Origin of the sequence: Halobaculum sp. XH14 (genome assembly GCF_032116555.1) — an archaeon.
Taxonomy (GTDB): Archaea; Halobacteriota; Halobacteria; order Halobacteriales; family Haloferacaceae; genus Halorarum; species Halorarum halobium.
Genome location: NZ_CP134949.1, coordinates 3,173,665 through 3,196,554, shown reverse-complemented (window position 1 = coordinate 3,196,554; position 22,890 = coordinate 3,173,665). Strand labels below are relative to the sequence as shown.

Below are 22,890 nucleotides of genomic sequence, written 5' to 3'. Positions count from 1 at the left end.
GACCGCGAACGCCCGGTTCGACTCCTCCCGACCGCACGGCGTCACGGTTCGTTCGCCTCCGAGCATCCTGCTCGCGGACCGCCGGGGCCGAACGGGGACGCGGGCGTCAGTTCCCCTTCGACTCCGCGACCGAGTCGTCCGTCCGCCGCCGGTCGCGCCAGTCGATCACCTCGTCGGCCTCGCGGAGCCGCCGGGCGTAGAACTCCAGCGGGTGGGGCGCGACGCGCCGGTGGTCGTCCTCGTCGTCGCAGATCCCGTACGCGCCGAGCGTCTCGCAGGAGGGCGGCGGGTACTGCGCCCCCGACTCGTCGCGGAGGGACGCGAACTCGTCGGCGACGTCCTCGGGGGAGAATCCGCCCTCGGTGAGCGTCACGACGCCCTCGACGTCCAGGTTGAGGCCGGCGAGAAACGAGAGCAGCGCGAACCGCTCCTGGGGGTCGAACTCGTCGCCCTCGCCGTTTCTTGCTCGGTCGAGCAGGCGGGAGAGGCACGGCGGGAAGTGCTCGGGCGCGACCACGTCGAGGTCGGCGGTGGCGGCGCGGTCGGCGAGCAGGTCCCGGAGGTCGGCGATCTCGGCCTCGAGTTCGTCGGCCAGTTCGTCGCTCACGCCTTCGAACGGCAGCCCTTCGGCGACGCGCTCGCGGACCGCCTCCCGGAGCACGCGAAACAGTCCGTCGCGGGGGACCCGGACCTCGCCGTCGGCGAGTTCGCGGTTCACCAGCCGCCAGTCGTCGCCCCAGCGCGGGTCGACGTAGCCGAGGTACGCGCCGACGCCGAGGTGGTACCACTGCGGATCGGGCGCGCCGGCGGGCGGGTCCTCGGGGCGCGTGCGGTCGGCCAGGTCGAACTCCCGGAGGAGCGCGTCCAGGTCGGTCCGGGAGGGGTCGGGCGGCCCGTCGTGTGCGAGATCAGTGGTGAACCGCTCGTGGGCGGTCCGGGCCTCAGCCTCGGCGTACTTTTCCACCGCCGCGGGCGAGTCGAGCAGCGAGACGAGGATGCGCGCGAGCGGATACGAGAGCAGTTCCTCGCGGGCCTCCCAGTCGCGGGGCGACTCGGACTCGGTGGTGCCCTCGACCAGCGCGCGCTCGACCCGTTCGCGGCCGCGCTCGACTGCCGGGTCGCGCTCGGCGACGAGCGTCGCCAGGTCCACGCCCGCCGCACTGACCGCCTCGCGGGCGGTCGCAAAGAACGGGTAGCGGGCGTTGCGCGGGTCCATGCTGGATGCGGGGTTGCGAGCGGGGTGGGTTAAGCGCGACGGTCTCGCTCATGTGTGGTCGGTTTCGGTACTGGTTCGGCTCTCGTTCAGTTCGTCGGTTTCGGCTGCGTCGACAGCCGCGGGTGCTTTCGAGACGGTCGTCAGCACGCCCGAGACAACACCGCGGACGACAACCACGTGGATCCACACCGACGCCCCACACCACAACACCGCGGAACACACCTTCGCAGTTTACAAGAGTATGGGGCGGTACACCCGTGGTATGAACGTAGCCGACGCGATGACGCCGCGGGCGGAGTTGGTCACCGTCTCGCTCCCTGGCACCCGCGACGACGCGCTGGAGTACCTGCAGGAACACCGCTTCTCGTCGGTCCCGGTCGTGAAGGAGTCGGACGCCGGCGAGACGTACCGCGGGCTCGTCTCGCGTGACGACCTCATCGAGCGCCCCGACGAGGACCAGCTGGCGCTGCTCATGCGGGACGTCCCGACGGTGACCCCGACGACGAACCTCCGGGACGCCGCACAGCTGATGGTCGGCTCGCGGATCCGCCGGCTCCCGGTCGTCGAGGAGAACGACGGCGACGCGCTCGCGGGCATCGTCACCGTCACGGACGTCGTCCACGCCATCGCCCACGGCGACGCCGAGACGGAGGCGTCCTGCGGCGACGCCGCCGGCGACGACGTCAACACCGTCTACAGCGGCGCGCCGCTCCCGGTCGCCGAGCGGGAACTCTACTTCGCCAACGTCCCGTACGCCATCGCGCTCGACGACGAGGGCGAGATGGACGGCATGCTCACCGAGGTCGACATCCTGGAGGTCGCCCGGGTCGTCGAGGGTGCCGACGACACCGGCGACTCCATCGCCGACGAGGACGACGACTGGAAGTGGGAGGGCATCAAGGCCGTCGGCAGCGCGTACATCCCGACCCGGAACGTCGAGATCCCCGCCGGAGCGGTCACCGAGTTCATGACCGCGGACGTGCTCACCGTCTCGCAGACGCGGTCGGTCCAGGAGGCCGCCCAGGAGATGATCTCGAACGACATCGAACAGCTCCCGCTGGTGACCGGCGGCGACCTCGCGGGCATCGTGCGGGACGTCCACCTCCTGGAGGCGCTCTGATGGCACGCCAGGCGGACGTCATGGAACTCGCGAAGCGCCGGGGGTTCTTCTTCGGCGCGAACGGCGCGTACGGCGGCGTCGCCGGCTTCTACACCTACGGCCCCAAGGGCGCGGCGCTGAAGGACAACCTCGAATCGGCCTGGCGGGACCGCTTCACCGTGAAGCAGGGCAACCACGAGATCGAGGCCCCGACCGTGATGCCCGAGGCCGTCTTCGAGGCGTCGGGCCACCTCGACGGCTTCGACGACATGCTCGTCGAGTGTCCCGAGTGTGGCGTCTCCCACCGCGCCGACCACCTCGTCGAGGGCGCGACCGACATCGAGGACGCCGAGGCGCTCGGGCCCGAGCGCGTGGGCGAACTGCTCGGCGAACACGACGTCGAGTGCCCGAACTGCGGCGCCACGCTCGCCGGCGAACCGATCGACGAGTTCAACCTCATGTTCGAGACGAGCATCGGCCCCGGCTCGGGCCAGCCCGGCTACCTCCGGCCCGAGACCGCGCAGGGCATCTTCGTGGAGTTCCCCCGGCTGAAGGAGTACGCCCGGAACCGCCTCCCGTTCGGCGTCACCCAGATCGGCCCGGCCTACCGGAACGAGATCAGCCCCCGGCGGGGCATCATCCGCGTCCGGGAGTTCACCCAGGCCGAACTCGAGACGTTCATCGACCCCGAGTCGGACGAGCCGCCACTCGAGGAGGTCGCGGACGTCGAGGTGACGCTGTACCCCGCCACGGAACAGGACGCGGAGGACGGCGAGCCGTACGAGACGACCGTCGACGAGGCGGTCGCGGAGGGCGTCGTCGGCTCCGACTGGGTCGGCTACTACCTCGGCATCGCCCAGACCTGGTACGAGCGCGTGGGCGTCGACATGGACCGGTTCCGGTTCCGCCAGCACCTCCCCGGCGAACTGGCCCACTACGCGGCCGACTGCTGGGACGCCGAGTCGGAGGTGTCGGGCGACTGGGTCGAGATCACCGGCTTCGCCTACCGTGGCGACTACGACCTCTCGAAACACGCCGAGCACTCCGGCGAGTCGTTCACCGTGTTCAAACAGTACGACGAGCCGAAGACCGTCGAGCGCGCGACCGTCGCCCCCGACATGGCGACGCTCGGGCCCGAGTTCGGCGGTCGGGCCGGCGACGTCGCCGACGCCCTGGAACGGCTCGCGGAGCGGGACCCGGACGCGTTCGAGGCCGACGAGGTGACCGTCGACCTCGACGGCGACGAGGTGTCGGTGCCGACCGACCTCGCGAACTTCTCGGTCGAGGAGGTCACGGAGAACGGCGAGCACGTCACGCCACACGTCGTCGAACCTTCGTTCGGCATCGACCGCGTGCTGTACACGCTCGTCGAGCACGCCTACCGCGAGGACACCGTCGACGGCGAGGAGCGCACGTACCTCGCGCTCGACCCGGAACTCGCGCCGACGGACGCCGCCGTGTTCCCGCTCGTCTCGAACGACGACGGTCTGCTCGAACTCGCCGACGAGGTGACCGCCGACCTGCGCGCGGCGGGCCTGGCGGTCGAACACGACGACTCGGGCTCGATCGGTCGGCGCTACCGCCGGCAGGACGAGGTCGGCACCCCCTTCTGTGTCACTGTCGACCGCGACGGCCTGGAGGGCGACGGGCCTGACACCGTCACGCTCCGCGAGCGCGACACGGCCGCCCAGGTGCGCGTGCCGGTCGCCGACGCGGCGGCGGAACTGGAGACGCTGCTCGACCCCGAGTCCGACCGGGCGTTCGAGGACCTGACGTCGGCCTACGGGGCGGTCGAGACCGACGTCGAGACCGCCTGAGATGGGGCGGAATCGATGACGAGCGAACTCGGGCGGCGGGGGGTACACGTCTCCGGGACGGGGATCCCGCTGCTGTACGTGCTCGGGCTGGCGACGTGGACGGAGTTGCGACTGTTCCTCGTCGGGCTCGTCGTCGTCGTCTTCGTCCTGGAGTTCCTCCGGCTCGTCGTCGGGCTCGACCACGCCGTCTACGACCGGCTCACCCGCGAGTACGAGGCCGACAACGTCGCCGGCTACGCGCTCTACATGGTCGGGATGGCGGTCGCCGCGTTCGCGTTCGCCCCGGAGGTCGCCGTTCCGGCGATGTTGATGCTCTCGATCGGCGACCCAGTGTCGGGCTATCTCGGCTCGAACGACGCGACGACGGCGAAGGAACTCGGCGTGCTCGGCGTCATGTTCCTCGTCTGTTTCGCGCTCGCGGTGCCGTTCACGGCCCCCTCGCGCCCGCCGACCGTCGGCGTCGCCGTCGCGGCCGCGGGCGCGCTCGGCGCGACGGCCGCGGACGGGCTGAAGCCGGTCGTCCGCGGCTACGTCATCGACGACAACCTCACCATCCCGCCGGCCGCCGGCGTGGCGATGACGGCCGTGCTGCTGTTCGTCGGCGGCTGAGTCGCCCGGGCACGACGGTCAGGAAGCACGAACCGAATCCGTCGGTCCGCGCTCCATGCGTCGGCCCGTCCAAACCTCCTTTGGCGAGGCGTGCGTTGGTCGACCATGCCGCTCCGGAACCGCGCGGGCGACCCGGTCGATCCCGTCCCGTTCCTCGTCGTCGCCTCCGCGGCGTTCCTCGTCGTCTTCTCGTCGGGACCGATCTACCTGCGGGCGGTGTTCGGGCTCCCGGTGGCGACCGGACTGGTGGTTTCAGCGGTCGTCTTCCTCGTCATCGCCGCGGCAGCCTACCACCGCTACGTCTACGCCACGCGCCCGGACCTCCGGGGGGAGGTCCCCGCGGCGACGCGGTTCCGACGGCTGCTGTACGGGGCGCTGGTGCTCGGCGCGGTGTTTCTCGTCCTGACGCTCTCGCAGGTGGTGTAGGGGCTCCCCGGGACGCCGCTCAGATCGTCAGGATCTGGGTCACCATCCGCTGGGTGAAGATGGCGACGCCACAGCCCAGCCACGTCATCAGGACGAAGTGGAGGTAGGCGTTCGCCTTGTTGCCGCCGTCGATGGTCCGGATCATCACCGACGAGAGGACGGCGTTGAACAGGATGACGATCAGCAGGAGGAACTGGATGAGCGGGATGTCGTACACGCCGGGGTAGATGATCTGCCCGATGCCGCCGGCGTCCTGGACGCTGAACTGCTCGGAGAGGTCCGCGAGGATGTCGACGACCTGGAGGCCGATGAAGAACGCGAACGACGAGGCCGCGGTGATGCCGTACAGCAGGCCGATCATCGTCACGGTCGCCTGTCTGCGCTGCTCGCGCAGCTGCATCACCGTGTTCATGTTCGAGGAGATGAGCTCGCCGAGCATCTTGGGCTGTCCGCCCATCTCGCGCCCCTCGAGGTACATGTCCGAGAACTTCTGGATGAGGTACGACCGCGTGTCGGCGGCGAACGTGTGCCACGACTGGGAGGGATCGATCCGGATGTTGAGCCGGCGGTAGAGCCGGACGATGGCCGGGGTGAGCGAGCCGAAGTCCTTCTCGTGGAGCGTCCGCAACACGTCGCCGGTCGTCGACTGCTTGGCCGACTCCGCCGCACCCAGCGCGCGGACGAATGACGGGAACTCGTCGTCGCGCTCGCTGATCTTGCGCTCCTCGATGCGGAGCATGACGCCGGTGATCGCCATCGGGGTGATCGGCACGCAGATGTACAGCGGAAGCGGCGTCTCGTCGAGGAAGAACAGCATCCCCGGCAGCCCCGGACCGTAGCCGAACAGCCCCGCGCCGACGACGCTCACGAACACGAACGTGAGCCCGACGCCGATGACGAGGCTTCCCCAGAGCCGGAGGTCGGTCGGCGCGCCCTGCTCGGAGTGGAACCACACCGGGTCGTGGGGCGACATCGCCCGGATCATGACGTAGAAGCCGAGCTGGACCAGCATGAACATGACAATGACCGCCGAGACGGTGAGCGTCGGGTTGTCGCCGGTCAGGATCGGGAGCACGATGGCGAACACCAGCGCGAACGTCATCGAGAGGATCATCGACATGTAGAGGTCCTTCATGACCTCCAGGTTCCCCAGCGCGCCCTCGTACACCGTGATGTAGTTCTGGATGACCGCGTCCTGTTCCGAGAGCAGGAACTCCTCGATGGACTGGCCCGCGCCGATCGTGTAGCCGAGCCGGTCGAAGAAGTCCGAGAAGGCGTCGGATGGAACCTCCATGGCCCGGCGACGGAGCGCGTCGTCGAGCGACTGGTTCCACGTGTCGACCAGGTGAACGATGCGTCCCAGTTCGTCCGCGGCGGCGCCGTACTCCTCTTCTGCCGCGAGCGTGCGGAACACCTCCATCCGGTCGATGTTCGTCGTCGACAGCACGGTCATGTGGGTCATCACGAGGTGGAGCTGGTTCTCGATGGCGACCTTCCGGGCGTTGAGGTACAGCTTCGGGTACGCGACCGCGGACCCGAACACGAGCAGGCCCAGCATGGGAACCGGGAGACGAACCGACAGCGGGAACGGCAACAGGACGGCCCCGGCGAGCGTGAGCAGGAAAAAGCCCAGCGCGGGCAGCAGGACGTAGCCCACGTACTGCCGCTTGGGCATGTCCAGCTCGTCGTAGGCGTCCAGCAGCTCGGAAACGAGTTCCGAGAGCGATTCGGGGAACAGGTCCGAGTTCCCGCTGCCGGTGCCGGTGCTCATCTTACCTCACTGAACGGTGCATGTCGAAGGGGAGCCCGTCGACGCCGTCGCGCTGGAACGACGTGATGGCCTCGTTCACCTCGTGGTAGCCGAGGATCCCCTCCTGGATCATCCGGTCGACCAGGTCCGCGCGGAACGAGAGGTCGTCGTAGATGTCGCGGGTGTCCGCGTATCCCAGCAGGGTTGCGATCTGTTCTTCCAGCACGTAGGAGTTGTTCATCCCGCGGAAGACGATCTCGTCCTCGACGGGGTCCCAGTTGAACACCTCGCGGGTGACGACCCCGTCCATCTCCTTGGAGTACCCCTCGATCTCCTGGACCGAGGTGACCCGACGGAGCACCTTGTCGCCCTGCTTCACCCGGTTCTGGAACAGCGCCACGTCGGCGTTGTCCATGAACGTCTCGGGCACGTTGATGGGGTCGGAGGTGAACCGCTGGATCATCGAGACGATGTCGCTCGCGTGGAACGTCAGCATGACCGGGTGGCCGGTCTGGGCCGCCTGGAACGCCATGCGACCCTCGGCGCCACGCACCTCGCCGACGATGATGTAGTCGGGGCGGGAACGCAGCGCGGCCGCGACGAGGTCGAACATGTCCACGTCGTTCGCCTCGCCGCCGTCTCCCTCACGGGTGAGCAGCTGCTGCCAGGTGCTGTGGGGCGGGACGACCTCGGCGGTGTCCTCCGCGGTGTAGATCTTCGAGTCCCGCGGGATGTACGAGAGGATGGAGTTCAGCGTCGTCGTCTTCCCCGAGGCCGTCTCCCCGACCACGAACACCGTCTGCTCGTTCTCGAGACAGAGCCAGAGGTACGCGGCCAGTTCGGGGCTGAGCGTCCCCCAGTTGGTGATCTGGTTGATCGAGAGCGGCGTCTCCTCGCCCTGACGGATGGTGAGCGAGGAGCCCTTGATCGAGACGTCGTCGGAGTAGATGATGTTGATACGCGACCCGTCCGGCAGCGTCGAGTCGACGATGGGGTTCGAGTCGGAGACGGGGTCGCCCATCCGCTCGCCCATGTTGCGCAGCCAGTTGTCGAACTCGGTCGGCGTCCCGAAGTCGACGGTCGTCTCCAGCATCCCGAACACGCCGTGGTCGACGTGACACTCCTTCGGGCCGATGACGTGGATGTCCTCGTTCTCCGGGTCGCGCATCACGGGTTCGAGCGGGCCAAAGCCCACGATGTCGCGGTTCAGCCGGTAGCGGATGTTCTCGTAGGTCTGTTTCGACACCTCGGTCCGGCCGAAGTTCATCACCTTCGAGAGCGGGCCGTACTCGTCCTGCTCCTCGGCGATGACGGTGACGTCCTCGAGCAGTTCCTCGATGAGGTCGTCGTAACCCGTCTCCTGGTCGGGGGCCTCGTGGTGCCCGCTCTTGTTCAGCAGCTTCCCCTTCACGGTGCCGAGCACCTGCTCCTCGGCAGAGGAGAGCGTCGGCTCGACGGCGTAGTACTTCGTGTCCTGTCCGAAGTCGCCGTAGACGTGACAGAAGATGGGGCCGCCGACCGGGTAGAGCACGTTCGGCCGGCGGGCCTCGTGCTCGCCGTCGATCTCGTCGACGAACAGGGGGAACTCGCCGGTGATCTGCTTGAACTTCTGGAGATGCTCCCGGAGGTGCGGGCGCTTCATCGCGAGCTGTTTCAGCTCGCTCGACGGCTTCGCCATCCCCTGGTCGGTCATGCGTTACACCTCGCCGGTCGGCTGTTGGGTCGGGACCCGCTGACGGCCGGGTGCGCGTCCGTCCCCGTCATCACGCGACGCTCCTCGATTCGATGACGATCCCCGTGCCCGAGCGCACGGAGAAGCCGATGGTGTCGCCGACCTGGCTACCCATGCCGGCGAAGCGTTTCACCGAGATGTTCCGCCGCACGTCGCTGCCGACCTCGATCATCTGGAGTTCGAGGAAGACGTCGGCGATCGAGCGGAACGGGCCGATCGCCTCCTCGCCGACCGCCGAGGGGTCGACCGTGAGAACGATGACCTTCCCGTTGGAGATCATGTCCCGGAAGAAGGAGATGATCTCGAGGGCGGCCTGTCGCTCCTCGTTGTTCCGGACGAGCGCCTCGAAGGTGGGGTCGTTCCGGAGGATGGAGTCGAACGTGTCGAGGATGACGACGTCGGAGTTCCACATCGTCTCGGCCTCCATCAGCCGCTTCAGCAGCTCCTTCCGGTCGCCGTCGTCGTCGGAGAACGCCCCGCCCGAGTCGAAGTCGGCAGCGAGGAACAGCAGCTCCTCGTTGAGCAGCGGCTTCGTCACGTCGTACTCCAGCGAGTACATCTGGTCGATGAACCCGGAGACGGTCAGCTCCGTCGAGAGCAGGGTGACGCTCGCGCCCTCGTCGACGAGGCCGTAGCTGAACCGCTGGGAGAGCGCGGACTTGCCCGCGCCGTAGTCGCCCTCCATGAGGACGATGCTCCCGCGCGGGATGCCGCCGCCGAGCTCCTTGTTGAGCTGATCGCGCTCGGGCAGACCGATGGACAGGAGGTTGTCCCGTGGGCTGTTCCGGCTCATGTGCGGAACTGCAACACCTCCTCGTCCGCGTTGACCACCAGCTTCACCCGGTGGTCACCGGCCGGGAGGTCCGGCGCGTGGACGGACACCTCCACGACCTCCCCTTCGACCCAGCTCGTTCCACCCTCGACGGGCGAGACCGTCACGTTCGTCCGGTACTGCCCGTCGAGCAGCACGTCGAACGTGGAGGCGTCCGCCCTGAGCGTCGAGGATCCCGTGTTCCGGACGTACAGCGTCACGTTGCCGTTCCCCGAGGCGTTGTACACCCCCGCGGCCGGGTCCGAAACGATCTCCATGTCCGTGCGCACGTCCTGTGCGACGTCGAGCGAGCGCGCGCTGACGGCGTCACCGAGCCTGGTGACCTCGCTGGTCAGGGTCCCGGCGACGGAGGCCGCGACGAGCAGCGCGGCGATGAACAGCACCATCTCCGCGACGCCACCGCTCGCCATCTAGATCACCTCCACGGTCGTGCTGACCCGAACGCCGTGGTCCACGACGACCGTGGTCCGGTTCGGCGCCGGCGTCAGGTCGGCCTCGAAGCTCGCGGTTTCGCCGGGGAGCCAGACGCCGGTCGCGTCGTCTCCCTCGACGCTCACGTTCGTCGAGCGGTACGCGTTGTCGGCGAGGAGGTCGACCTCGTCGACGTCCAGTGCCGTCGAGCCGTCGTTCGTCGCGTTGACGACGAGCGTGTCGGCGGCGTCGTCGTAGGTGGCGTTGGTCACGGTGATGTCCGTATTCTGCTGGTCGAGCGCGCGGTCGTTCGCTGCGTGCTGTGCGTCGGTGACGAGTTCGGCCCCGTTCGCCACCGCGGGGTAGAACGTCCCCGCAGCGATGAACAGGCCGAGGAAGACGACGGCCGTCGAGGCGCTAACGCTGAGGCCCATGGAGGCCCCCCGAGAGCTGCGGCCAGCGGTCGATGACGACCGACTCGGCCGTCGCGTTCGTCAGCTGCATGATGTACTTGAGGCTCTGGGTGTGGTGGTCCAGATCGAGCTCCGACGTGCCGGGCCGGTCCATCAGGTTCCGGTCGATGTCGCCAAAGCCCGAGAGGAACGACTTCAACTGGTTCGCCACCTCGGCGTCCACCCAGTCGACGCGCTCGTAGTAGTTCACGGCGCGCACCGCGTCGGTGGTGCTCGACTCCTCGACGAGGAACTCCAGCCACTCCATCACCATCAGGTCGCCCACGTAGTCGCCGGGCAGGCTGGTGAGATACGGCTTCTGTGGCCCCTCGGAGAGGTCGCCGTCCTCGACGAACTCGAAGCCGCCATCGCCGTTCTCGGCGGGCGTCGGGTCCGTCGGTGCCGCCGTCGACGCGGGCTCCTCGTCGAGGGCGTCCTCGACGGGGTCCTCGTCCATCTCGTCGAGCGGGAACTCGTCCCCGGCGTCGTCGGCCCCGTCGATCGGGGCCTCCGCCTCCTCCCCGCCGGCCCACTCCGCGTCGCCGGACTCGTATTCGTCTTTCAGTTCACTGAAGCTCTTGCCGCCGCCGTTGTCGCTGGCCATGGTTTCGTTGTCAAGGTCGTCGTCTTCGTCGTCTTCTTCGTCGTCCAGTTCGTCCAGATCCTCGTCGTCCTCGTCCTCCTCGCCGTCCACGAGTTCCTCGTCGAAGAACCCCTCCGCTTCCGCGTTGGCGAGGTCCTCGTCGAGTTCCTCGGCCTCCGGGTCCTCCTCGTCCGCGTCGTCGTCGAAGAGGCCGAACGACCCCTCCCCGCCCAGTTCGTCGCCGGACATGCCGCCGGTCTGGACGTCGTCGACGAACGGGTTGATCCCGCGCGTGACCATCTCGTAGATGTCGAGCAGGCTCCGCACGTCCTCGCCCATGTCGTCGACCTGCCCGGAGATTTCCTCGTTCTCGGAACGGACGGTGTTGACCGTCGAGGAGAGGCTGGCGACCTCGTTTTCGAGGTCCTCGAGCCGCTTTTCCAGCTCGGCCGTGGCGTCCTCCTCCTCGTCACCCCCGAAGGGGTCGTCGTCGTCCCAGTCGTCCATTCCACCGAGGTCGCCGAGGTCGTCGCCGTCACCGTCCGCGTCGCCACCGAAGGCGCCGCCGTCGTCCAGCAACGGGTCATCGTCCTCTGCGTCCTCGGTCGGCTCATCGTCGTCGCGGAAGCGATCGAGCAGGCTCGCGCCGACGAGGCCGAACGAGGCGAGCAGCCCCAGTTCGACCCCGGCGAAGCCGGCTCCTGCTCCCGACAATGCGGTGAGGAGACCCATTACTGCGATTTCTCCCGCGGACTACCCTTAAACTCTCCCCGTCGGCTATCAGGACAGATAACAGTCGGCTCGAGCGCGGTTGGCCGGGTCCTGCAGGGGTTGCTCACGGTCGGTCGATCCACGGAGCCGGTCGGCTCCCACGCCGGCCCGTCCACAGCCCGTCGAGCTCGTGTCGGTCTCATCGGTCTCGGGCGCTCCCGACGGTCCCGTCGAATCCGCCACCGATTTCGCGTCGCCGCGCCGCTGGTTCAGAGCGGTTCCTCCGAGACGACGGACTCGCGCGACGCCGGTCACAGGACGGCGCTCTCGCCGCCGGCGTAGACGACGTGGAGCCGCCCCTCTGCGGTGTCGAACCGGAGCGACCGCCCGCGATTGCCGCCGGTGTCGGCGGCGACGATGGGAACGTCGTGACGCGCGAGCGCGCGCTCGGCGGCCGCCACGTTCCGTGCGCCCACGGACTGCCCGTCGCCGCTCACGTCGAGTTCGAGCATCTCGGCCGCGCCCGCGAGTTTTGCCCGGAGGCCGCTCGGCGCGGCTCCGCGCTCGGCCAGCTCCGCCACCAGCGCGTCGATCCCCTCGACGACGAACTTCTGTGCGATTCCGGGATGGCTCTCTGCCTCCGGAAGCATCGCGTGCAACAGCCCGCCCGTTCCCGCGGGTGGATGGTAGAGCCCGACGCCGAGACACGATCCCAGCCCGCTCGTCAACAGGACGGTTCCGTCGGTCGCGACCGCCGAGTCTGAGAGGCCGACCTTCCGCCGGGGGAGGTCCCCGAACGGGCGGCCCGCGGACTCACCACCCCGGCCGTCCGGCACGGATGGCGCGTCAGCGTGCCCCATCGAACTCCGGCACGTCGCGGCCGCCGTCCGCGACCGCGGCGTCGATGCGGTCGAGCGCCGCCGCGAGTTCGCGCTGGTTGGGGAGCGCGTAGATGTCACAGCGGACGCCGCCGTCGGGAGTTCTGACGGTCGAGTCGATGATGAACGCGTGCTCCTGGGTCCGGCCGAGTTTGCTCACCAGCGGGCTCATCACGGCAGAACCCATGTCGTGGACGAACTCGGGCGGCGTGTGCTCGATGCTCGTGCCGAGCACGTTCGCCCAGCCGTCGATGAACCCGGAGGTCATGATGTTGCCGAGCTCGCGGAGCGCCCCGCGTTCCATCTCGCCGATGCCGGGGTCGGTCTCGGTGGGAATCATCGACCCGGCGACCTCCTCGGCGGACTCCTCGTCGAACAGGATTGCGAGGTAGCCGCTCGGCTCGCCGTGGAGCTCGAACACGGTCCCGGCGACCGTCTCGTCGCCCACTTCCGAGGGCACGTCCCCGACGGGAACGAACCGGAGCCGCGAGACGTCCACGTCGGTCTCGGTGCCGGTCATCATCGTCACCTTCTCCGCGGCGCTCGCGGCCCCGCGCTTGGTCATCCGATTGAACGTCGGGAGCTTGTCGACCGGAACGGCGTCGCCGGCCGCGGCCGACCCCCCGTCCTCGTGGCCGAGCATGTCCGTGAACCCGGAGTACTCGGGGAGCATGAAGATGGTCAGGTCCAGGTCGGCGTCCATCGAGGACACCTGGGACTCGAACAGGAACACCCCGGCGCGCTCGTCGTCGAACGCCCCGTCGGGCAGCACGTCGATGCCCGACTCGCGGACGTACGACGGCGGCGTCATGTCGATGGCGACGCCGAGGTGGTCGGCCCACCCGTCGATGAACCCGGAGGTCATGATGTTGCCTGCCTCGGTGACGCCGCTGCGGACGAACTCGGGGTCGTCGCTCCCGCCGGGCATGAGCCGCGAGACGAGTTCCGTCGCCGCCTCGCGTTCGAACGCCATGACGGTCTGGCCCGCGATTCCGCCCATCAGTCCGACCTCGACGCCGACGAACTCCTGGCCGGTGAACGCCTCGCGCAGGTCGCCCGCCGCCATCAGCGTCACGTCGGTCACGTCGACGTACACGTTCGCGCCGGTGAGCTGTGAGAGCGAGTCGGCGGCCCGGTCGGCCCCGTCGCGGGCGAGCCTGCTGAACGTCCCCAGCGACTGGATGTCGACGTACATCCCTACGCGGGCACGACGTCGTTGATCGCTTCGAGCACGTTCGGCTTCTGGAACGGCTTCGTGATGTACCCCTCCGCGCCGGCCTTCACCGCGGCCTTCATCTTCTCCTCCTGCCCGACGCTCGTACACATGATGATCCGGGCGCCCGGGTCGGAGTCCGTGATCTCTTCGGTCGCCTCGATCCCGTTACGGATCGGCATCACGATGTCCATCATGACGAGGTCGGGGTCCTGGTCCCCGTACATGTCCACGGCTTCGACCCCGTTTTCGGCCTCGCCGACGATCTCGAACTCCCCTTCGAGAATCTCCCGGAGGAGGTTCCGCATGAACTCCGAGTCGTCGGCGATGAGCACGCTTGTCGACATAGCGAAACGGGGTCGATGGACGAGCATAAACGCTCTCCCCCGGCTATCAGCGGTGAAAACGAGCGGCTGACCGCGGGCGTTACTCCAGCGTGAGGCCGTTCTCTCGCTCGGCGGCCGCGAGCAGGTCGCCGATGCTGTCCTCGGCCGAGAGCCCGTGCCGGGCGACGGCGTCCTCGAGCGCCACCGTCGGGAGTGTGACCTCGGCCTCCATCTCGGCGAGCAGGATCGCCAGCGCGCGTTCGGGCGGCATGTCGTCGCCGCCGGCCGACCGTGCGAACCAGAGCGCGAGCGTCTCGAACACCGCCGAGACGTCGTTCGACACCATCCGGTGGCGCGTGGCCTCGTCGTTCATCGTCACCGTCGCGTCGAACCCGTACGCGTACTCGGTGTCGGAAAGCGACTCGGCGAGCCAGCGGCCGACCGCCGCGGCGTCGACGTCGCCCCCGGTCTTTGTCCCGGTTCCGGGCGCCGGGTCAGTCTCGCTGCCGGCGTTTCGACCGGTCGGCGCGCCGCGTTTCACGCCGCGCCGTGGCTCGGCTGCCCGCTTCGGCGGGCTCGTCGGGGAGCCGGCATCGGCGTCAGTAGCACCGCCGGTCCCCCCGGGTTCCGAGCGCGCCGACCCGGATTCGGGCCGATTACCGGGTTCGTTTCCGCCTCCCTGCTTGGGATCACTCGGTGCGACGTCGACTCTCGCCTCGGCTTCCTCGGCGACCGACCGGGTCCGCTGCTCCCCCGAGCGTTCCGGAGTCCGGTCTTCGGTCGCGTCTCGCTGCTCGTCGGGCTCTCCGGACCGTGGAGCGCGCGGCGGTCCGCCGCCCGCCGAGACCACGTACCGGTCCTCGCCCAGCTCCCGGACGTACTCGCTCCTGCTGATGTCGAGGTCGTCCGGGTCGAGCGCCGGGGCGGCGTGGTCGTCGCTCATGGGTAGGGGTACTGTGTGGCTGCTCAAAAAGGTGTGTTCCGGGCCGTTACAGCTCGACTGCCTGCTTGTTGCCGAGCGAGTCGGGGACGGCGAACCGGATGGTCGTCGTCGCGCCCGACTTGGTGTTGAGCTTCAGCGTCACCTCGTCACCTTCCTGGAGGTAGTCCGGCTTGTCCGCGTTGCCGCTGGCGCTGAGTTCGAACACCATCAGGACCCGGTCGTCCGGGTCGTTGAGGACGGGTGCGGAGTCGTCCGAGTCCTTCACGATGTCGGTCGTGAAGTCACCGTCTCCGGTGTCCACGGAGGCGTTCGTGAGCGTGTAGGTGCCTTTCGGCCCGACCCACGTCGCCGTGGTGTTCTCGAGGTCGACCTCGCCGGCACCCGGTGCCAGCGTCACCGTCACGTTCACGTAGTCGATGACTTCGCTGCCATTGTCCACGGTCACGTTACCGGTCGTGACGACCTCCTGGACGCGGTCGGAGACCTGGCTGGCTGACTGTTCGCCCGTTTCCTGCGCTGTCGACTGGAGGAAGCCCGCGGTGTTGATCAGGACGCCGGCCGCGATCGCGGCGACCAGCACCATCGCGATGAACACGATGAGCGTCCCGATACCAACCTGACCGCGCTCTTCCTCGTCCGTGATTGCTTCGAACATGGGTTACAGCTCCACGGCGTTCTTGTTACCGAGCGAGTCGGGGACGGCGAACCGGATGGTCGTCGTCGCGCCCGACTTGGTGTTGAGCTTCAGCGTCACTTCGTCGCCCTCGGCGAGGGGGCCACCCGAGAAGTCACCGGGAACGAACACCAGCTGGAGGCGGTCGTCCGCGTCGTTGAGGACGGGCGCGGAGTCGTCCGAGTCCTTCACGACGTCCGTCGAGAAGTTCGCCTCGCCGGCATCAGCGACCGTTTCGTTGACCAGCGTGTAGGTTCCCTGCGGGCCGACCCACGTCGCCGTGACGTTCTCGAGGTCGACCTCGCCGGCACCGGGCGCCAGCGTTACGGTCACGTTCACTTTGCCGAGCGTCCCCGCGCTTCCATCGATGTCACCACCGGTCGTGACGACTTCCTGGACGCGGTCGGATACCTGACTGCTCGACTGTTCGCCCGTCTCCTGTGCTGTCGACTGGAGGAAGCCCGCGGTGTTGATCAGGACGCCGGCCGCGATCGCGGCGACCAGCACCATCGCGATGAACACGATGAGCGTCCCGATACCAACCTGACCGCGCTCTTCCTCGTCCGTGATTGCTTCGAACATGTGTTGTTTGCTTACCCTGGTCCCGGCTCGGCTCGGTGCGTCATCACGCGGGCTCTGCTCCCAGCGAATCGGAATTTCCTATTAAACCTGCCCCGCCGGTTTTCAGGACAGATAATTGGTTAGCTTTCCCGTCAACGCGCCGTAAATCGTCGAGTAGGCTGCTGTTACCGCTAAAACCGCTTCAGTTTCAGCGCTGATACGAGCGGTAGCGTGGTCCTACTATCCGCACGGCGTCGCCGTCTCAGTGGCGGTAGGCTTATCACGGTGAGAATCAACCGCGATACTGAATGGCTGGGGACGACGAGGAGATCATCGAGGCGCTCGGGAACAAGTACAATCCCGAAATTCTCGACGCGGCGGGGGAGCCGATGTCGGCACAGGAGCTCTCCGAGGTGCTGGAGGTGCCCATCGCGACGTGTTACCGCCGGATCAACGAGCTCGAGGAGACGGAACTGCTGGAGCTTCACGACCGGCCGCTCTCGGACGAACACCGTCGGATCAAGGTGTACCGGCGGAGCGTCGACGGCGTGAACGTGACGTTCCGCGACGGGCTCTCGGTGGAACTGGAGGAGCGATCGGAGGTCAAGAACAAGCTCGATCAGGTCTGGCGGACGATGACCGACAGTCAGTAACCGGCGCTTCCCTGCCGCCGACAGCTACGGCGGGAACGCGACCCGAGCCGCCACTCGCCCCTTAGAATCCCGCTTCCGGACCCTCGCGCCCCATCATCGAGAAGCCGCCCGCACGCTCGTACACCTTGATCCCGCCGGTGTCGATCTCCATCGGGAAGATGTCGGTGTCGATGTCCTGTTTCCGCATCTTCGCGACCCAGACGTATCGGTTGACGCCCGAATCCGTGGGCGTCTGGATGAAGTAGATGTTGCCGTCGGTGAGGAAGTTCTCGAGCCCGATCTCCGTCTCCGGAAACACGGCGCCCTGCTCGTTGATGAGCAGCGAGGTGAGCCCGTTCTCCTTAAGGATGTCAGAGAACTTCAGCAGGTAGGTGCGCTTCTCCTTCTCGTCCTCGAAGAACAGCTCGAACATCGTCAGCGAGTCGAGGACGAGCCGGTCGTAGTTCGCGTTGGCGAAGTCCTCGAGCAGCGTGTCGATCGCCGCGCTGAAATCGCCCTCACGGAGCATCGTGCTCTTGTCGTACACTTTGATGTCGCCCGACTCGACCAGGTCGCCCCACTCCTCGAAGCCGATGGACTCGGCCGCCTGGCGGATGTCGTCCTCGTTCTCCTCGAAGGAGATGTAGATGCCGCGTTCCCCCTCCTCCCTGACGCCGTCGTAGAGATACTGGATGCCGAACAGCGACTTCCCCGTCCCGGGGTTGCCGCTGACGAGGACCGTCGCGTCCTTCACTAGCCCGCCGTTGAGGATGGAGTCGAGTCCCTCGATCCCCGTCTTGACCGTATCGACCATGTTCCGGATGTGACGCCGGTCTCATAAATAAAAACGGTTGCGCCGCGAGCGCCACGGACGGATCGGGCCAACGTTCAGGACGTGCGATAGTTTTATGCAGGAACACGTCCGCTGGGGCTGTATGACCGACGGGGACGCGCGCGAAGGGGGGGAGCGTCGGTGATGCGGAGCGTCCTGATCGTCGAGGACGAACCGGAGGTCGCGGAGCTGTATCGCGGATACCTCGAGGGAACGTACGACATCACGGTCGCGAACACCGGCGAGGAGGCTCTGGAGCGCGCCGACGAGCAGGTCGACGCCGTGCTGCTCGACCGCCGGCTCCCCGACATCTCCGGGGCGGAGGTGCTCGCGGAACTGCGTGCCCGAGAGCTCGACTGCCGGGTGGCGATGGTCACCGCAGTCGAGCCCGACGTCGACATCGTCGAGATGGGGTTCGACCTCTATCTCGTGAAGCCGGCGACCCGCGACGACATCGTCACGGCGATCGAGCGACTCGACACCCGATCGAACTACGACGCGAAGCTCCGCCGCACCGCCGCGCTCGTCACGAAGCGTGCCGTCCTCGAGGCCGAACGGACCCCGGCCGAGCTCCGATCGAGTTCTGAGTACGACGAACTCCTCTCCCGGATCGAGTCCCTGCAGGGGGATCTGGACGACATCGCCACCGCGTTCTCCCCGGACGACTACCGAATGCTGTTCCGCGATATCGGTTCCTCGAAGTCGATCTCCGAGTCGGCCTGAGTCCCACGTCCGAAACGTTCGGATCCGAAATCACGGCTCCTCCCCGGACAACTGCTCGCCGACGAGCCGGTCGGCTTCCGCGAGGAACGGCTCCCGCTCCCCGGCCGGGATGGTCGCCCCGGCCGCGACGTCGTGGCCGCCGCCGTCGCCGCCGACCGATCGTGACGCCTCGCGCATCACCGCCGAGAGGTCCAGCCCATCCCGGACGAGGTGGCCGCTCCCGCGCGCGGACACTTTCACTTCCTCCGCGCTCTTCTCCGCGAACGCGACGATGGGCCTCCCCCGCGAGACGCCGTCCGCGCCGACCGCCATCCCCGCGACGATGCCGACGATGGTCTCGCGGATGCGCGTCCCGGCGTCGAACCACTGGAGGTGCTCCTCGCGCTCGACGCCCTCGTTGGTGACCCACTGGAGCCCCTCGGAGAGGTTCCGGCGGTGGTTCCGGAGCAGCGTCCGGGCGCGTTCGAGCGCGCCGTCTCGGTCGCCGAGACAGACGGCCAGTCCGACATCGGCCCGCTCGTACCGAGCGGTCGCGTTGAGCAGCGTGGAGAACTCGCTCACGTCGCGGAGTTCGGTCCCGGGTTCCTCGTCGGCGAGCACGTAGGTGGTGCCGACGAGCGAGTCGACGCGCTCGGAGGGAACGCCGGAGGCGACCGCGCGGCGGATGAGCCCCGAGACGACCGCCTGCCGCTCCTCGCCGGTCAGGTCGACCCACCGCCGCCAGTCGCCGTCGGCCTTCAGGTCCAGGTCGAGTCCCGAGAGGAACTCGACGGCACCGGCCTCGTCGTTCGAGATGCCCGGGATGCGCGCCTCGCTGGCGTACTCGAGCAGCTTCGGCAGCGGCCGGGTCTGCCTGCCGTACAGCGCCAGGTCGGTCTCCTCGGCCAGCGCGCCCGCGGCGACGCCGTCGGCGACGACCGCCTCGTTCGCGCCGTGGAGCCCCCCCTCGGAGTCCTGCATGTCGCCGACCGCGCCGACGACCGCGAGCGCCGCGAGGTCGCGGTTGTCCGTGGCTCCGTCTCGCGGTTCGAGCGCCCGCGAGAGCACGTACGCCGCGCCCGCGCCCGACAGTTCGGACGCGCCGTCGATGCCCTCCAGCAGCGGGTTCAGGTGGTACTCCGTCTCCGCCTCGGCGGGCTGGTGGTGGTCGGCGATGATCGGCGTGAACTCGCCCGACGCCTCGTGGTCGGCGATGACGTCCAGCTGGCCGCTGCCGAAGTCGGTGAACAGGACGGTGTCGTAGTCGGTCGCGGCGATGCTCGCGACCTCCGCGGCGTCGAGCTGTTTCGAGAACATCGTCTCGAAGCGGATGCCGGCCCGTTCGAGCGCGCGCGAGGCCACGGCGGCGCTGGTGAGGCCGTCGGCGTCGATGTGCGAGCAGAGCAGCACCCGGTCGGCCGCCCGGAGGCGCTCGGCGCAGGCGACCGCGCGGTCGCGGAGGGCGGGAACCGGGAACTCGCCCGGGTCGGTGGTCGCGTCGGCGCTCGCCATTCGTGTTCGGGGGTGGGTCGCTATCGGGTTTAAACGCTCGCCTCTCATCGGGGTGATCGGTTATCAGGGTTCGAGCGGTGGGTGATGAGATGACGCAGTCCTCGAAAGCCCCCGGGCCCTCGACCCTCCGGGCCTCGTTGTGCTCCTCGTCTCGCTCCCTTCGGTCGCTCGCCTGCGGTGCTTGCGTCGTCCGGGAGGGTTCGAGCGTCCGGCCCCTTTCAGTCCCGCCCTGTCGGTTCACTGGCCGAACGTCGAAGCCTCGATTCCGGGTGTGTACGCTGGGAATCAGCCGGTCGGCGCGCGGCGGCCAAGCGAAGCGCGGCCGCTCGTGCGAGGGACGAGAAACGCAGCGACCGAAGGGAGCGAGCATCGCAGGAGGCTGGGGAGGGCGAGGCGCGGTGGCGGTGCGGTGGGTGGGACTGAAAGGGGCCGCGGTGCTCGGCGCAGGCGCGGACCGACAAGCACCGCAAGGCACGAGCGAAGCGAGTGCCTGAGGAGCGTGGTTCGAAAGGCGCTCGCGCCTTTCGTCATCACGAAAATCTTCGGTTTTCGAACGACAGCGGCCGCACCGAGCCGAGCACCGCGGGGCTTTCGAGGCAGTCGAAGCACCGACCGAACCATCAAACGAACCGAGCGCTGAGAAGCTTTCCAGCGCGAGCGAACCAGTCAGAACACCCTCACTACGGCTCCGGCGGCGACCCCGAGTACGCGTCGTGATCCGTGTAGAAGTTCAACATCGCGAACTTCAGCTTCCCCGGGAGAATATCGATCAGCTCCTCGCGCTCCTCGGGCGGGAACGTCCCGCGCACGGAGTACTTCCCCATGTCGGCGCTCGTGTAGCGCTTGTCGAGCAGCAGCCGAACCCCGAAGTCCTCGGGCGACCGGATGACGCGCCCGAGCGCCTGCCGGGTCTTCCGGACCGTGGGGATCTCGACCGCGTACTCCCAGCCGGCGTCCCGGGAGCGCTCGGCGAACACGCGGTCGTAGGCGTCCTGGACCGCCTCCATCCGCTCGGAGAGGTGCGGGTACGGGACGCCGACGACCGCGACCGTCCGGGCCGCGTCGCCGTCGAAGCTGACGCCCTCCGCGAGCGTCCCCCACAGCGAGGTGAACAGCGCCGCGTCGTCGCTCTCCACGAGCCTCGTCCGGAGGTCCTCCTCGTCCCGATCAGAGCCGTCGAGCAGCAGCGTCCCGAGGTCGGGGTTGTCCGAGAGCAGTTCGTGGTAGCGCTCGGCCTCCGAGTACGACGGGAAGAACAGCAGGCTGTTGCCCGGCGTGAACCTGATGGCGTCCGAGAGCGTCGAGGCCACCGTCTCCTGGGTGTCCGGTTCGTCCCGTTCGGAGGAGAACAGCGCCGGGGTCGACACCGAGTACGTCCGGCGGTTCTCCTCGGGGTAGGCCAGTTCGTACGCCAGCGTCGCGGGCGAGTCCAGGCCCAGCACGTCCTGGGTCACGTCGAACGGGCGCAGCGTCGCCGACATCAGCACCGACGCGTACACGTCGTCGAACAGCGCCGCCGTCACCTCCCGCGGGATGCAGGTGTACAGCTCAGCCCGGCCGTACACCTCGTCGGTGCCGGCGTCACGGCGCACCGACACCATCGGGTGCTGGCCGAGTTCGCCGCCGCCGTCCATCCACGCCGAGACGAACGACGCCGCCGAAAGTAGGTGACACTCCCGCCGGCTCGTGGTCTCGCCGTCGCGGTAGGCGTCCTCGTACTCCTCGTCGAGCCGCTTGCCGAGCTGGAGCGCGAGGTCACACTCCGCCCGGATGCCCTGGCCCTCGTAGCGGTCGAGGAACGCGAGCGTGAGGTCGTCCCGGCGGTCCTCGTTCGCCACGGAGACGTCCTCCCAGTTCTCGCCGACGCGCTCGCGCTCCCCGAACCCGAGGTTCTCGTCGTAGGTCGCCCGGAGCGCGTCCGTGAACGCCCGGATCACGTTCCCGGCGGGCTCGGCGCGCGAGTCGTCGGTCTCCTCGAGCTCCGAGAGCGCCGACTCGAGCGTGTTCTCGGTGAGCGCCTCGCTCGCGTGGTCCCGCGCGGCGCTCTCGACGTTGTGGGCCTCGTCGAACACGGTGATCACGTCCTCGGGCTCGCGGTCCAGCCAGCGGAAGAACTGTTCTCTGATCTGGGGGTCGAGCAGGTGGTGGTAGTTGCAGACGACGAGTTCGACGTCCTCCATCCCCTCCTTCAGGAGTTCGTACCCGCAGAGACCCTGCTGTTCGGCGTACTCGTACACCTCCCCCGGCCGGCGAACGTCCCGGAACAGCCACGAGAAGAACTCGTCGGTGTCCGCGGTGAGGTTGTTCAGGTAGTGCTCGCAGACGTTCGTCGCGTCCTCGATCTCCGTCTCCAGCCGCTCCAGTTCGTCCGCGACCGCCTGCCGGGCCTCCGCGGCGGAGCCGGCGGAGGCGCCGCCCGTTCCCCCGTCGCCACCCATACCGCCTCCGCCGCCCGTTCCGCCCCCGCCGTCCCGCATCTCGTCGGTGAGGTCGTCGAGTCGCCGTTCCAGTTGCTCCCTGTCCTGCCGGTCCTCCACGAGCGACCGGGTGGTGTCCCGGAGCGTCTGGCACTCCTGGTAGTCCACGTCGATGTGACACATCGAGGCCTTCCCCTTGAACACCGACGCGCGGATGGGCTCGGTCTCGTTGATGGCCCTGGCGTCCTCGACGAACTGGCGCATCTGCTGGTGGACGTTCGTGGTGATGACGACCGTGCGGTCGTGCTCGCGCGCGTGCGAGAGAGCCGGCACCAGCGCAGAGAGCGTCTTCCCGGTGCCGGGTGCGCCCTCGAGGAGCACGTCCTGGCCCCGCGCGAGCGCGTTGCCGACCCGATCCATGGCCTCCCGCTGGTTCGGGTACGGCTCCTCGTACGGGAAGAAGCGCAGGTGGTCGTCGGTGGTCGACACGGTCGTAGTAGCGTGGCATCGGATTTCAACGCTCGGGTGTTCTCCGGCCCACCAGCGGCAGGTCCTATAAAACG

Annotated in this window: 22 protein-coding genes; 6 read left to right on the top strand and 16 right to left on the bottom strand. The window is 68.3% G+C overall.

The genetic code is table 11. From position 1 onward, the window contains the following. Positions 1-106: 106 nt before the first annotated feature. The gene (locus tag RJT50_RS16185) at positions 107-1,216 is read right to left on the bottom strand and encodes a DNA primase (protein WP_313692687.1); all 1,110 of its coding nucleotides are present in this window, start codon (positions 1,214-1,216) and stop codon (positions 107-109) included. Between the two features lie 262 nt (positions 1,217-1,478). Between RJT50_RS16185 and RJT50_RS16180 the strand changes: the two genes are divergently transcribed. The 4 genes from RJT50_RS16180 (at position 1,479) to RJT50_RS16165 (ending at position 5,167) form a co-directional block, all read left to right on the top strand. After that, positions 1,479-2,336, top strand: coding sequence for a CBS domain-containing protein (locus RJT50_RS16180; RefSeq protein ID WP_313692685.1), 858 nt, complete (start codon positions 1,479-1,481; stop codon positions 2,334-2,336). Beyond that, positions 2,336-4,132 carry a glycine--tRNA ligase gene (gene glyS / locus RJT50_RS16175; protein ID WP_313692683.1) on the top strand — a complete coding sequence of 599 codons (1,797 nt, stop codon included), beginning with the start codon at positions 2,336-2,338 and terminating at the stop codon, positions 4,130-4,132. The genes RJT50_RS16180 and glyS overlap by 1 nt, the downstream gene beginning before the upstream one ends. Before the next feature lie 15 nt (positions 4,133-4,147). Continuing rightward, the gene (locus RJT50_RS16170) at positions 4,148-4,741 is read left to right on the top strand and encodes a dolichol kinase (protein WP_313692681.1); all 594 of its coding nucleotides are present in this window, start codon (positions 4,148-4,150) and stop codon (positions 4,739-4,741) included. A 105-nt stretch (positions 4,742-4,846) separates the two neighbouring features. Next, a complete protein-coding gene (locus RJT50_RS16165) occupies positions 4,847-5,167 on the top strand; it encodes a hypothetical protein (RefSeq protein WP_313692679.1) in 321 nt (106 codons plus the stop codon). Between the two features lie 19 nt (positions 5,168-5,186). On the opposite strand, the gene flaJ is transcribed toward RJT50_RS16165, so the two are convergent. From flaJ to RJT50_RS16105, 12 genes are all read right to left on the bottom strand, one after another. Then, positions 5,187-6,938 (bottom strand): archaellar assembly protein FlaJ, encoded by a 1,752-nt coding sequence (gene flaJ / locus RJT50_RS16160; RefSeq protein WP_313692677.1) that lies wholly within the window; start codon positions 6,936-6,938, stop codon positions 5,187-5,189. A gap of 1 nt (position 6,939) precedes the next feature. Beyond that, positions 6,940-8,610, bottom strand: coding sequence for a type II/IV secretion system ATPase subunit (locus RJT50_RS16155; RefSeq protein WP_313692675.1), 1,671 nt, complete (start codon positions 8,608-8,610; stop codon positions 6,940-6,942). Positions 8,611-8,680: 70 nt separating this feature from the next. Then, positions 8,681-9,442, bottom strand: a complete 762-nt coding sequence (arlH, locus tag RJT50_RS16150; RefSeq protein WP_313692674.1) for an archaellum protein ArlH — start codon at positions 9,440-9,442, stop codon at positions 8,681-8,683. Next, on the bottom strand, positions 9,439-9,891 hold the full coding sequence (gene arlG, locus RJT50_RS16145) for an archaellum stator protein ArlG (RefSeq protein ID WP_313692672.1): 453 nt from the start codon (positions 9,889-9,891) through the stop codon (positions 9,439-9,441). The genes arlH and arlG overlap by 4 nt, the downstream gene beginning before the upstream one ends. Continuing rightward, positions 9,892-10,326, bottom strand: coding sequence for an archaellum stator protein ArlF (gene arlF / locus RJT50_RS16140; protein ID WP_313692670.1), 435 nt, complete (start codon positions 10,324-10,326; stop codon positions 9,892-9,894). Further along, a complete protein-coding gene (locus RJT50_RS16135) occupies positions 10,310-11,659 on the bottom strand; it encodes a FlaD/FlaE family flagellar protein (protein ID WP_313692668.1) in 1,350 nt (449 codons plus the stop codon). Before RJT50_RS16135 ends, arlF begins: the two co-directional genes overlap by 17 nt. A 290-nt stretch (positions 11,660-11,949) precedes the next feature. After that, positions 11,950-12,498 (bottom strand): chemotaxis protein CheD, encoded by a 549-nt coding sequence (locus tag RJT50_RS16130; RefSeq protein WP_313692666.1) that lies wholly within the window; start codon positions 12,496-12,498, stop codon positions 11,950-11,952. Continuing rightward, positions 12,485-13,711, bottom strand: a complete 1,227-nt coding sequence (locus tag RJT50_RS16125; RefSeq protein ID WP_313692664.1) for a chemotaxis protein CheC — start codon at positions 13,709-13,711, stop codon at positions 12,485-12,487. The genes RJT50_RS16130 and RJT50_RS16125 overlap by 14 nt, the downstream gene beginning before the upstream one ends. 2 nt (positions 13,712-13,713) lie before the next feature. Further along, entirely contained in the window at positions 13,714-14,076 is a 363-nt protein-coding gene (gene cheY, locus RJT50_RS16120) for a chemotaxis protein CheY (RefSeq protein WP_313692662.1), read from the bottom strand. A 79-nt stretch (positions 14,077-14,155) separates the two neighbouring features. Next, the gene (locus RJT50_RS16115; protein ID WP_313692661.1) at positions 14,156-14,998 is read right to left on the bottom strand and encodes a DUF7500 family protein; all 843 of its coding nucleotides are present in this window, start codon (positions 14,996-14,998) and stop codon (positions 14,156-14,158) included. 46 nt (positions 14,999-15,044) lie between these two features. Further along, on the bottom strand, positions 15,045-15,653 hold the full coding sequence (locus tag RJT50_RS16110; RefSeq protein ID WP_313692660.1) for an archaellin/type IV pilin N-terminal domain-containing protein: 609 nt from the start codon (positions 15,651-15,653) through the stop codon (positions 15,045-15,047). 3 nt (positions 15,654-15,656) lie between these two features. Further along, complete coding sequence (locus tag RJT50_RS16105; RefSeq protein WP_313692658.1) at positions 15,657-16,253, bottom strand: archaellin/type IV pilin N-terminal domain-containing protein; 597 nt, start codon at positions 16,251-16,253, stop codon at positions 15,657-15,659. Positions 16,254-16,540: 287 nt separating this feature from the next. Between RJT50_RS16105 and RJT50_RS16100 the strand changes: the two genes are divergently transcribed. After that, positions 16,541-16,885 (top strand): ROK family transcriptional regulator, encoded by a 345-nt coding sequence (locus RJT50_RS16100; protein WP_313692657.1) that lies wholly within the window; start codon positions 16,541-16,543, stop codon positions 16,883-16,885. A gap of 61 nt (positions 16,886-16,946) precedes the next feature. Here the strand turns inward: RJT50_RS16100 and RJT50_RS16095 are convergent, their stop codons facing one another. Next, positions 16,947-17,678, bottom strand: a complete 732-nt coding sequence (locus RJT50_RS16095; protein WP_313692656.1) for an RAD55 family ATPase — start codon at positions 17,676-17,678, stop codon at positions 16,947-16,949. 162 nt (positions 17,679-17,840) lie between these two features. On the opposite strand from RJT50_RS16095, the gene RJT50_RS16090 reads away from it, so the two are divergent. Continuing rightward, a complete protein-coding gene (locus RJT50_RS16090) occupies positions 17,841-18,419 on the top strand; it encodes a response regulator transcription factor (protein ID WP_313692654.1) in 579 nt (192 codons plus the stop codon). 30 nt (positions 18,420-18,449) lie between these two features. On the opposite strand, the gene recJ is transcribed toward RJT50_RS16090, so the two are convergent. After that, positions 18,450-19,910, bottom strand: a complete 1,461-nt coding sequence (gene recJ, locus RJT50_RS16085) for a RecJ family nuclease (RefSeq protein ID WP_313692652.1) — start codon at positions 19,908-19,910, stop codon at positions 18,450-18,452. A gap of 680 nt (positions 19,911-20,590) precedes the next feature. After that, entirely contained in the window at positions 20,591-22,816 is a 2,226-nt protein-coding gene (locus tag RJT50_RS16080) for an ATP-dependent DNA helicase (protein WP_343218182.1), read from the bottom strand. Between the last annotated feature and the right edge of the window lie 74 nt (positions 22,817-22,890).

Coding starts and splice junctions, on each gene's coding strand:
- RJT50_RS16130 (WP_313692666.1), bottom strand. CDS start 12,498: ATGGGGCACGCTGACGCGCCATCCGTGCCGGACGGCCGGGGTGGTGAG.
- RJT50_RS16170 (WP_313692681.1), top strand. CDS start 4,148: ATGACGAGCGAACTCGGGCGGCGGGGGGTACACGTCTCCGGGACGGGG.
- RJT50_RS16110 (WP_313692660.1), bottom strand. CDS start 15,653: ATGTTCGAAGCAATCACGGACGAGGAAGAGCGCGGTCAGGTTGGTATC.
- flaJ (WP_313692677.1), bottom strand. CDS start 6,938: ATGAGCACCGGCACCGGCAGCGGGAACTCGGACCTGTTCCCCGAATCG.
- recJ (WP_313692652.1), bottom strand. CDS start 19,910: ATGGCGAGCGCCGACGCGACCACCGACCCGGGCGAGTTCCCGGTTCCC.
- RJT50_RS16095 (WP_313692656.1), bottom strand. CDS start 17,678: ATGGTCGATACGGTCAAGACGGGGATCGAGGGACTCGACTCCATCCTC.
- RJT50_RS16155 (WP_313692675.1), bottom strand. CDS start 8,610: ATGACCGACCAGGGGATGGCGAAGCCGTCGAGCGAGCTGAAACAGCTC.
- RJT50_RS16100 (WP_313692657.1), top strand. CDS start 16,541: ATGGCTGGGGACGACGAGGAGATCATCGAGGCGCTCGGGAACAAGTAC.
- glyS (WP_313692683.1), top strand. CDS start 2,336: ATGGCACGCCAGGCGGACGTCATGGAACTCGCGAAGCGCCGGGGGTTC.
- cheY (WP_313692662.1), bottom strand. CDS start 14,076: ATGTCGACAAGCGTGCTCATCGCCGACGACTCGGAGTTCATGCGGAAC.
- arlF (WP_313692670.1), bottom strand. CDS start 10,326: ATGGGCCTCAGCGTTAGCGCCTCGACGGCCGTCGTCTTCCTCGGCCTG.
- arlG (WP_313692672.1), bottom strand. CDS start 9,891: ATGGCGAGCGGTGGCGTCGCGGAGATGGTGCTGTTCATCGCCGCGCTG.
- RJT50_RS16135 (WP_313692668.1), bottom strand. CDS start 11,659: ATGGGTCTCCTCACCGCATTGTCGGGAGCAGGAGCCGGCTTCGCCGGG.
- RJT50_RS16165 (WP_313692679.1), top strand. CDS start 4,847: ATGCCGCTCCGGAACCGCGCGGGCGACCCGGTCGATCCCGTCCCGTTC.
- arlH (WP_313692674.1), bottom strand. CDS start 9,442: ATGAGCCGGAACAGCCCACGGGACAACCTCCTGTCCATCGGTCTGCCC.
- RJT50_RS16115 (WP_313692661.1), bottom strand. CDS start 14,998: ATGAGCGACGACCACGCCGCCCCGGCGCTCGACCCGGACGACCTCGAC.
- RJT50_RS16185 (WP_313692687.1), bottom strand. CDS start 1,216: ATGGACCCGCGCAACGCCCGCTACCCGTTCTTTGCGACCGCCCGCGAG.
- RJT50_RS16105 (WP_313692658.1), bottom strand. CDS start 16,253: ATGTTCGAAGCAATCACGGACGAGGAAGAGCGCGGTCAGGTTGGTATC.
- RJT50_RS16125 (WP_313692664.1), bottom strand. CDS start 13,711: ATGTACGTCGACATCCAGTCGCTGGGGACGTTCAGCAGGCTCGCCCGC.
- RJT50_RS16090 (WP_313692654.1), top strand. CDS start 17,841: ATGCGGAGCGTCCTGATCGTCGAGGACGAACCGGAGGTCGCGGAGCTG.
- RJT50_RS16180 (WP_313692685.1), top strand. CDS start 1,479: ATGAACGTAGCCGACGCGATGACGCCGCGGGCGGAGTTGGTCACCGTC.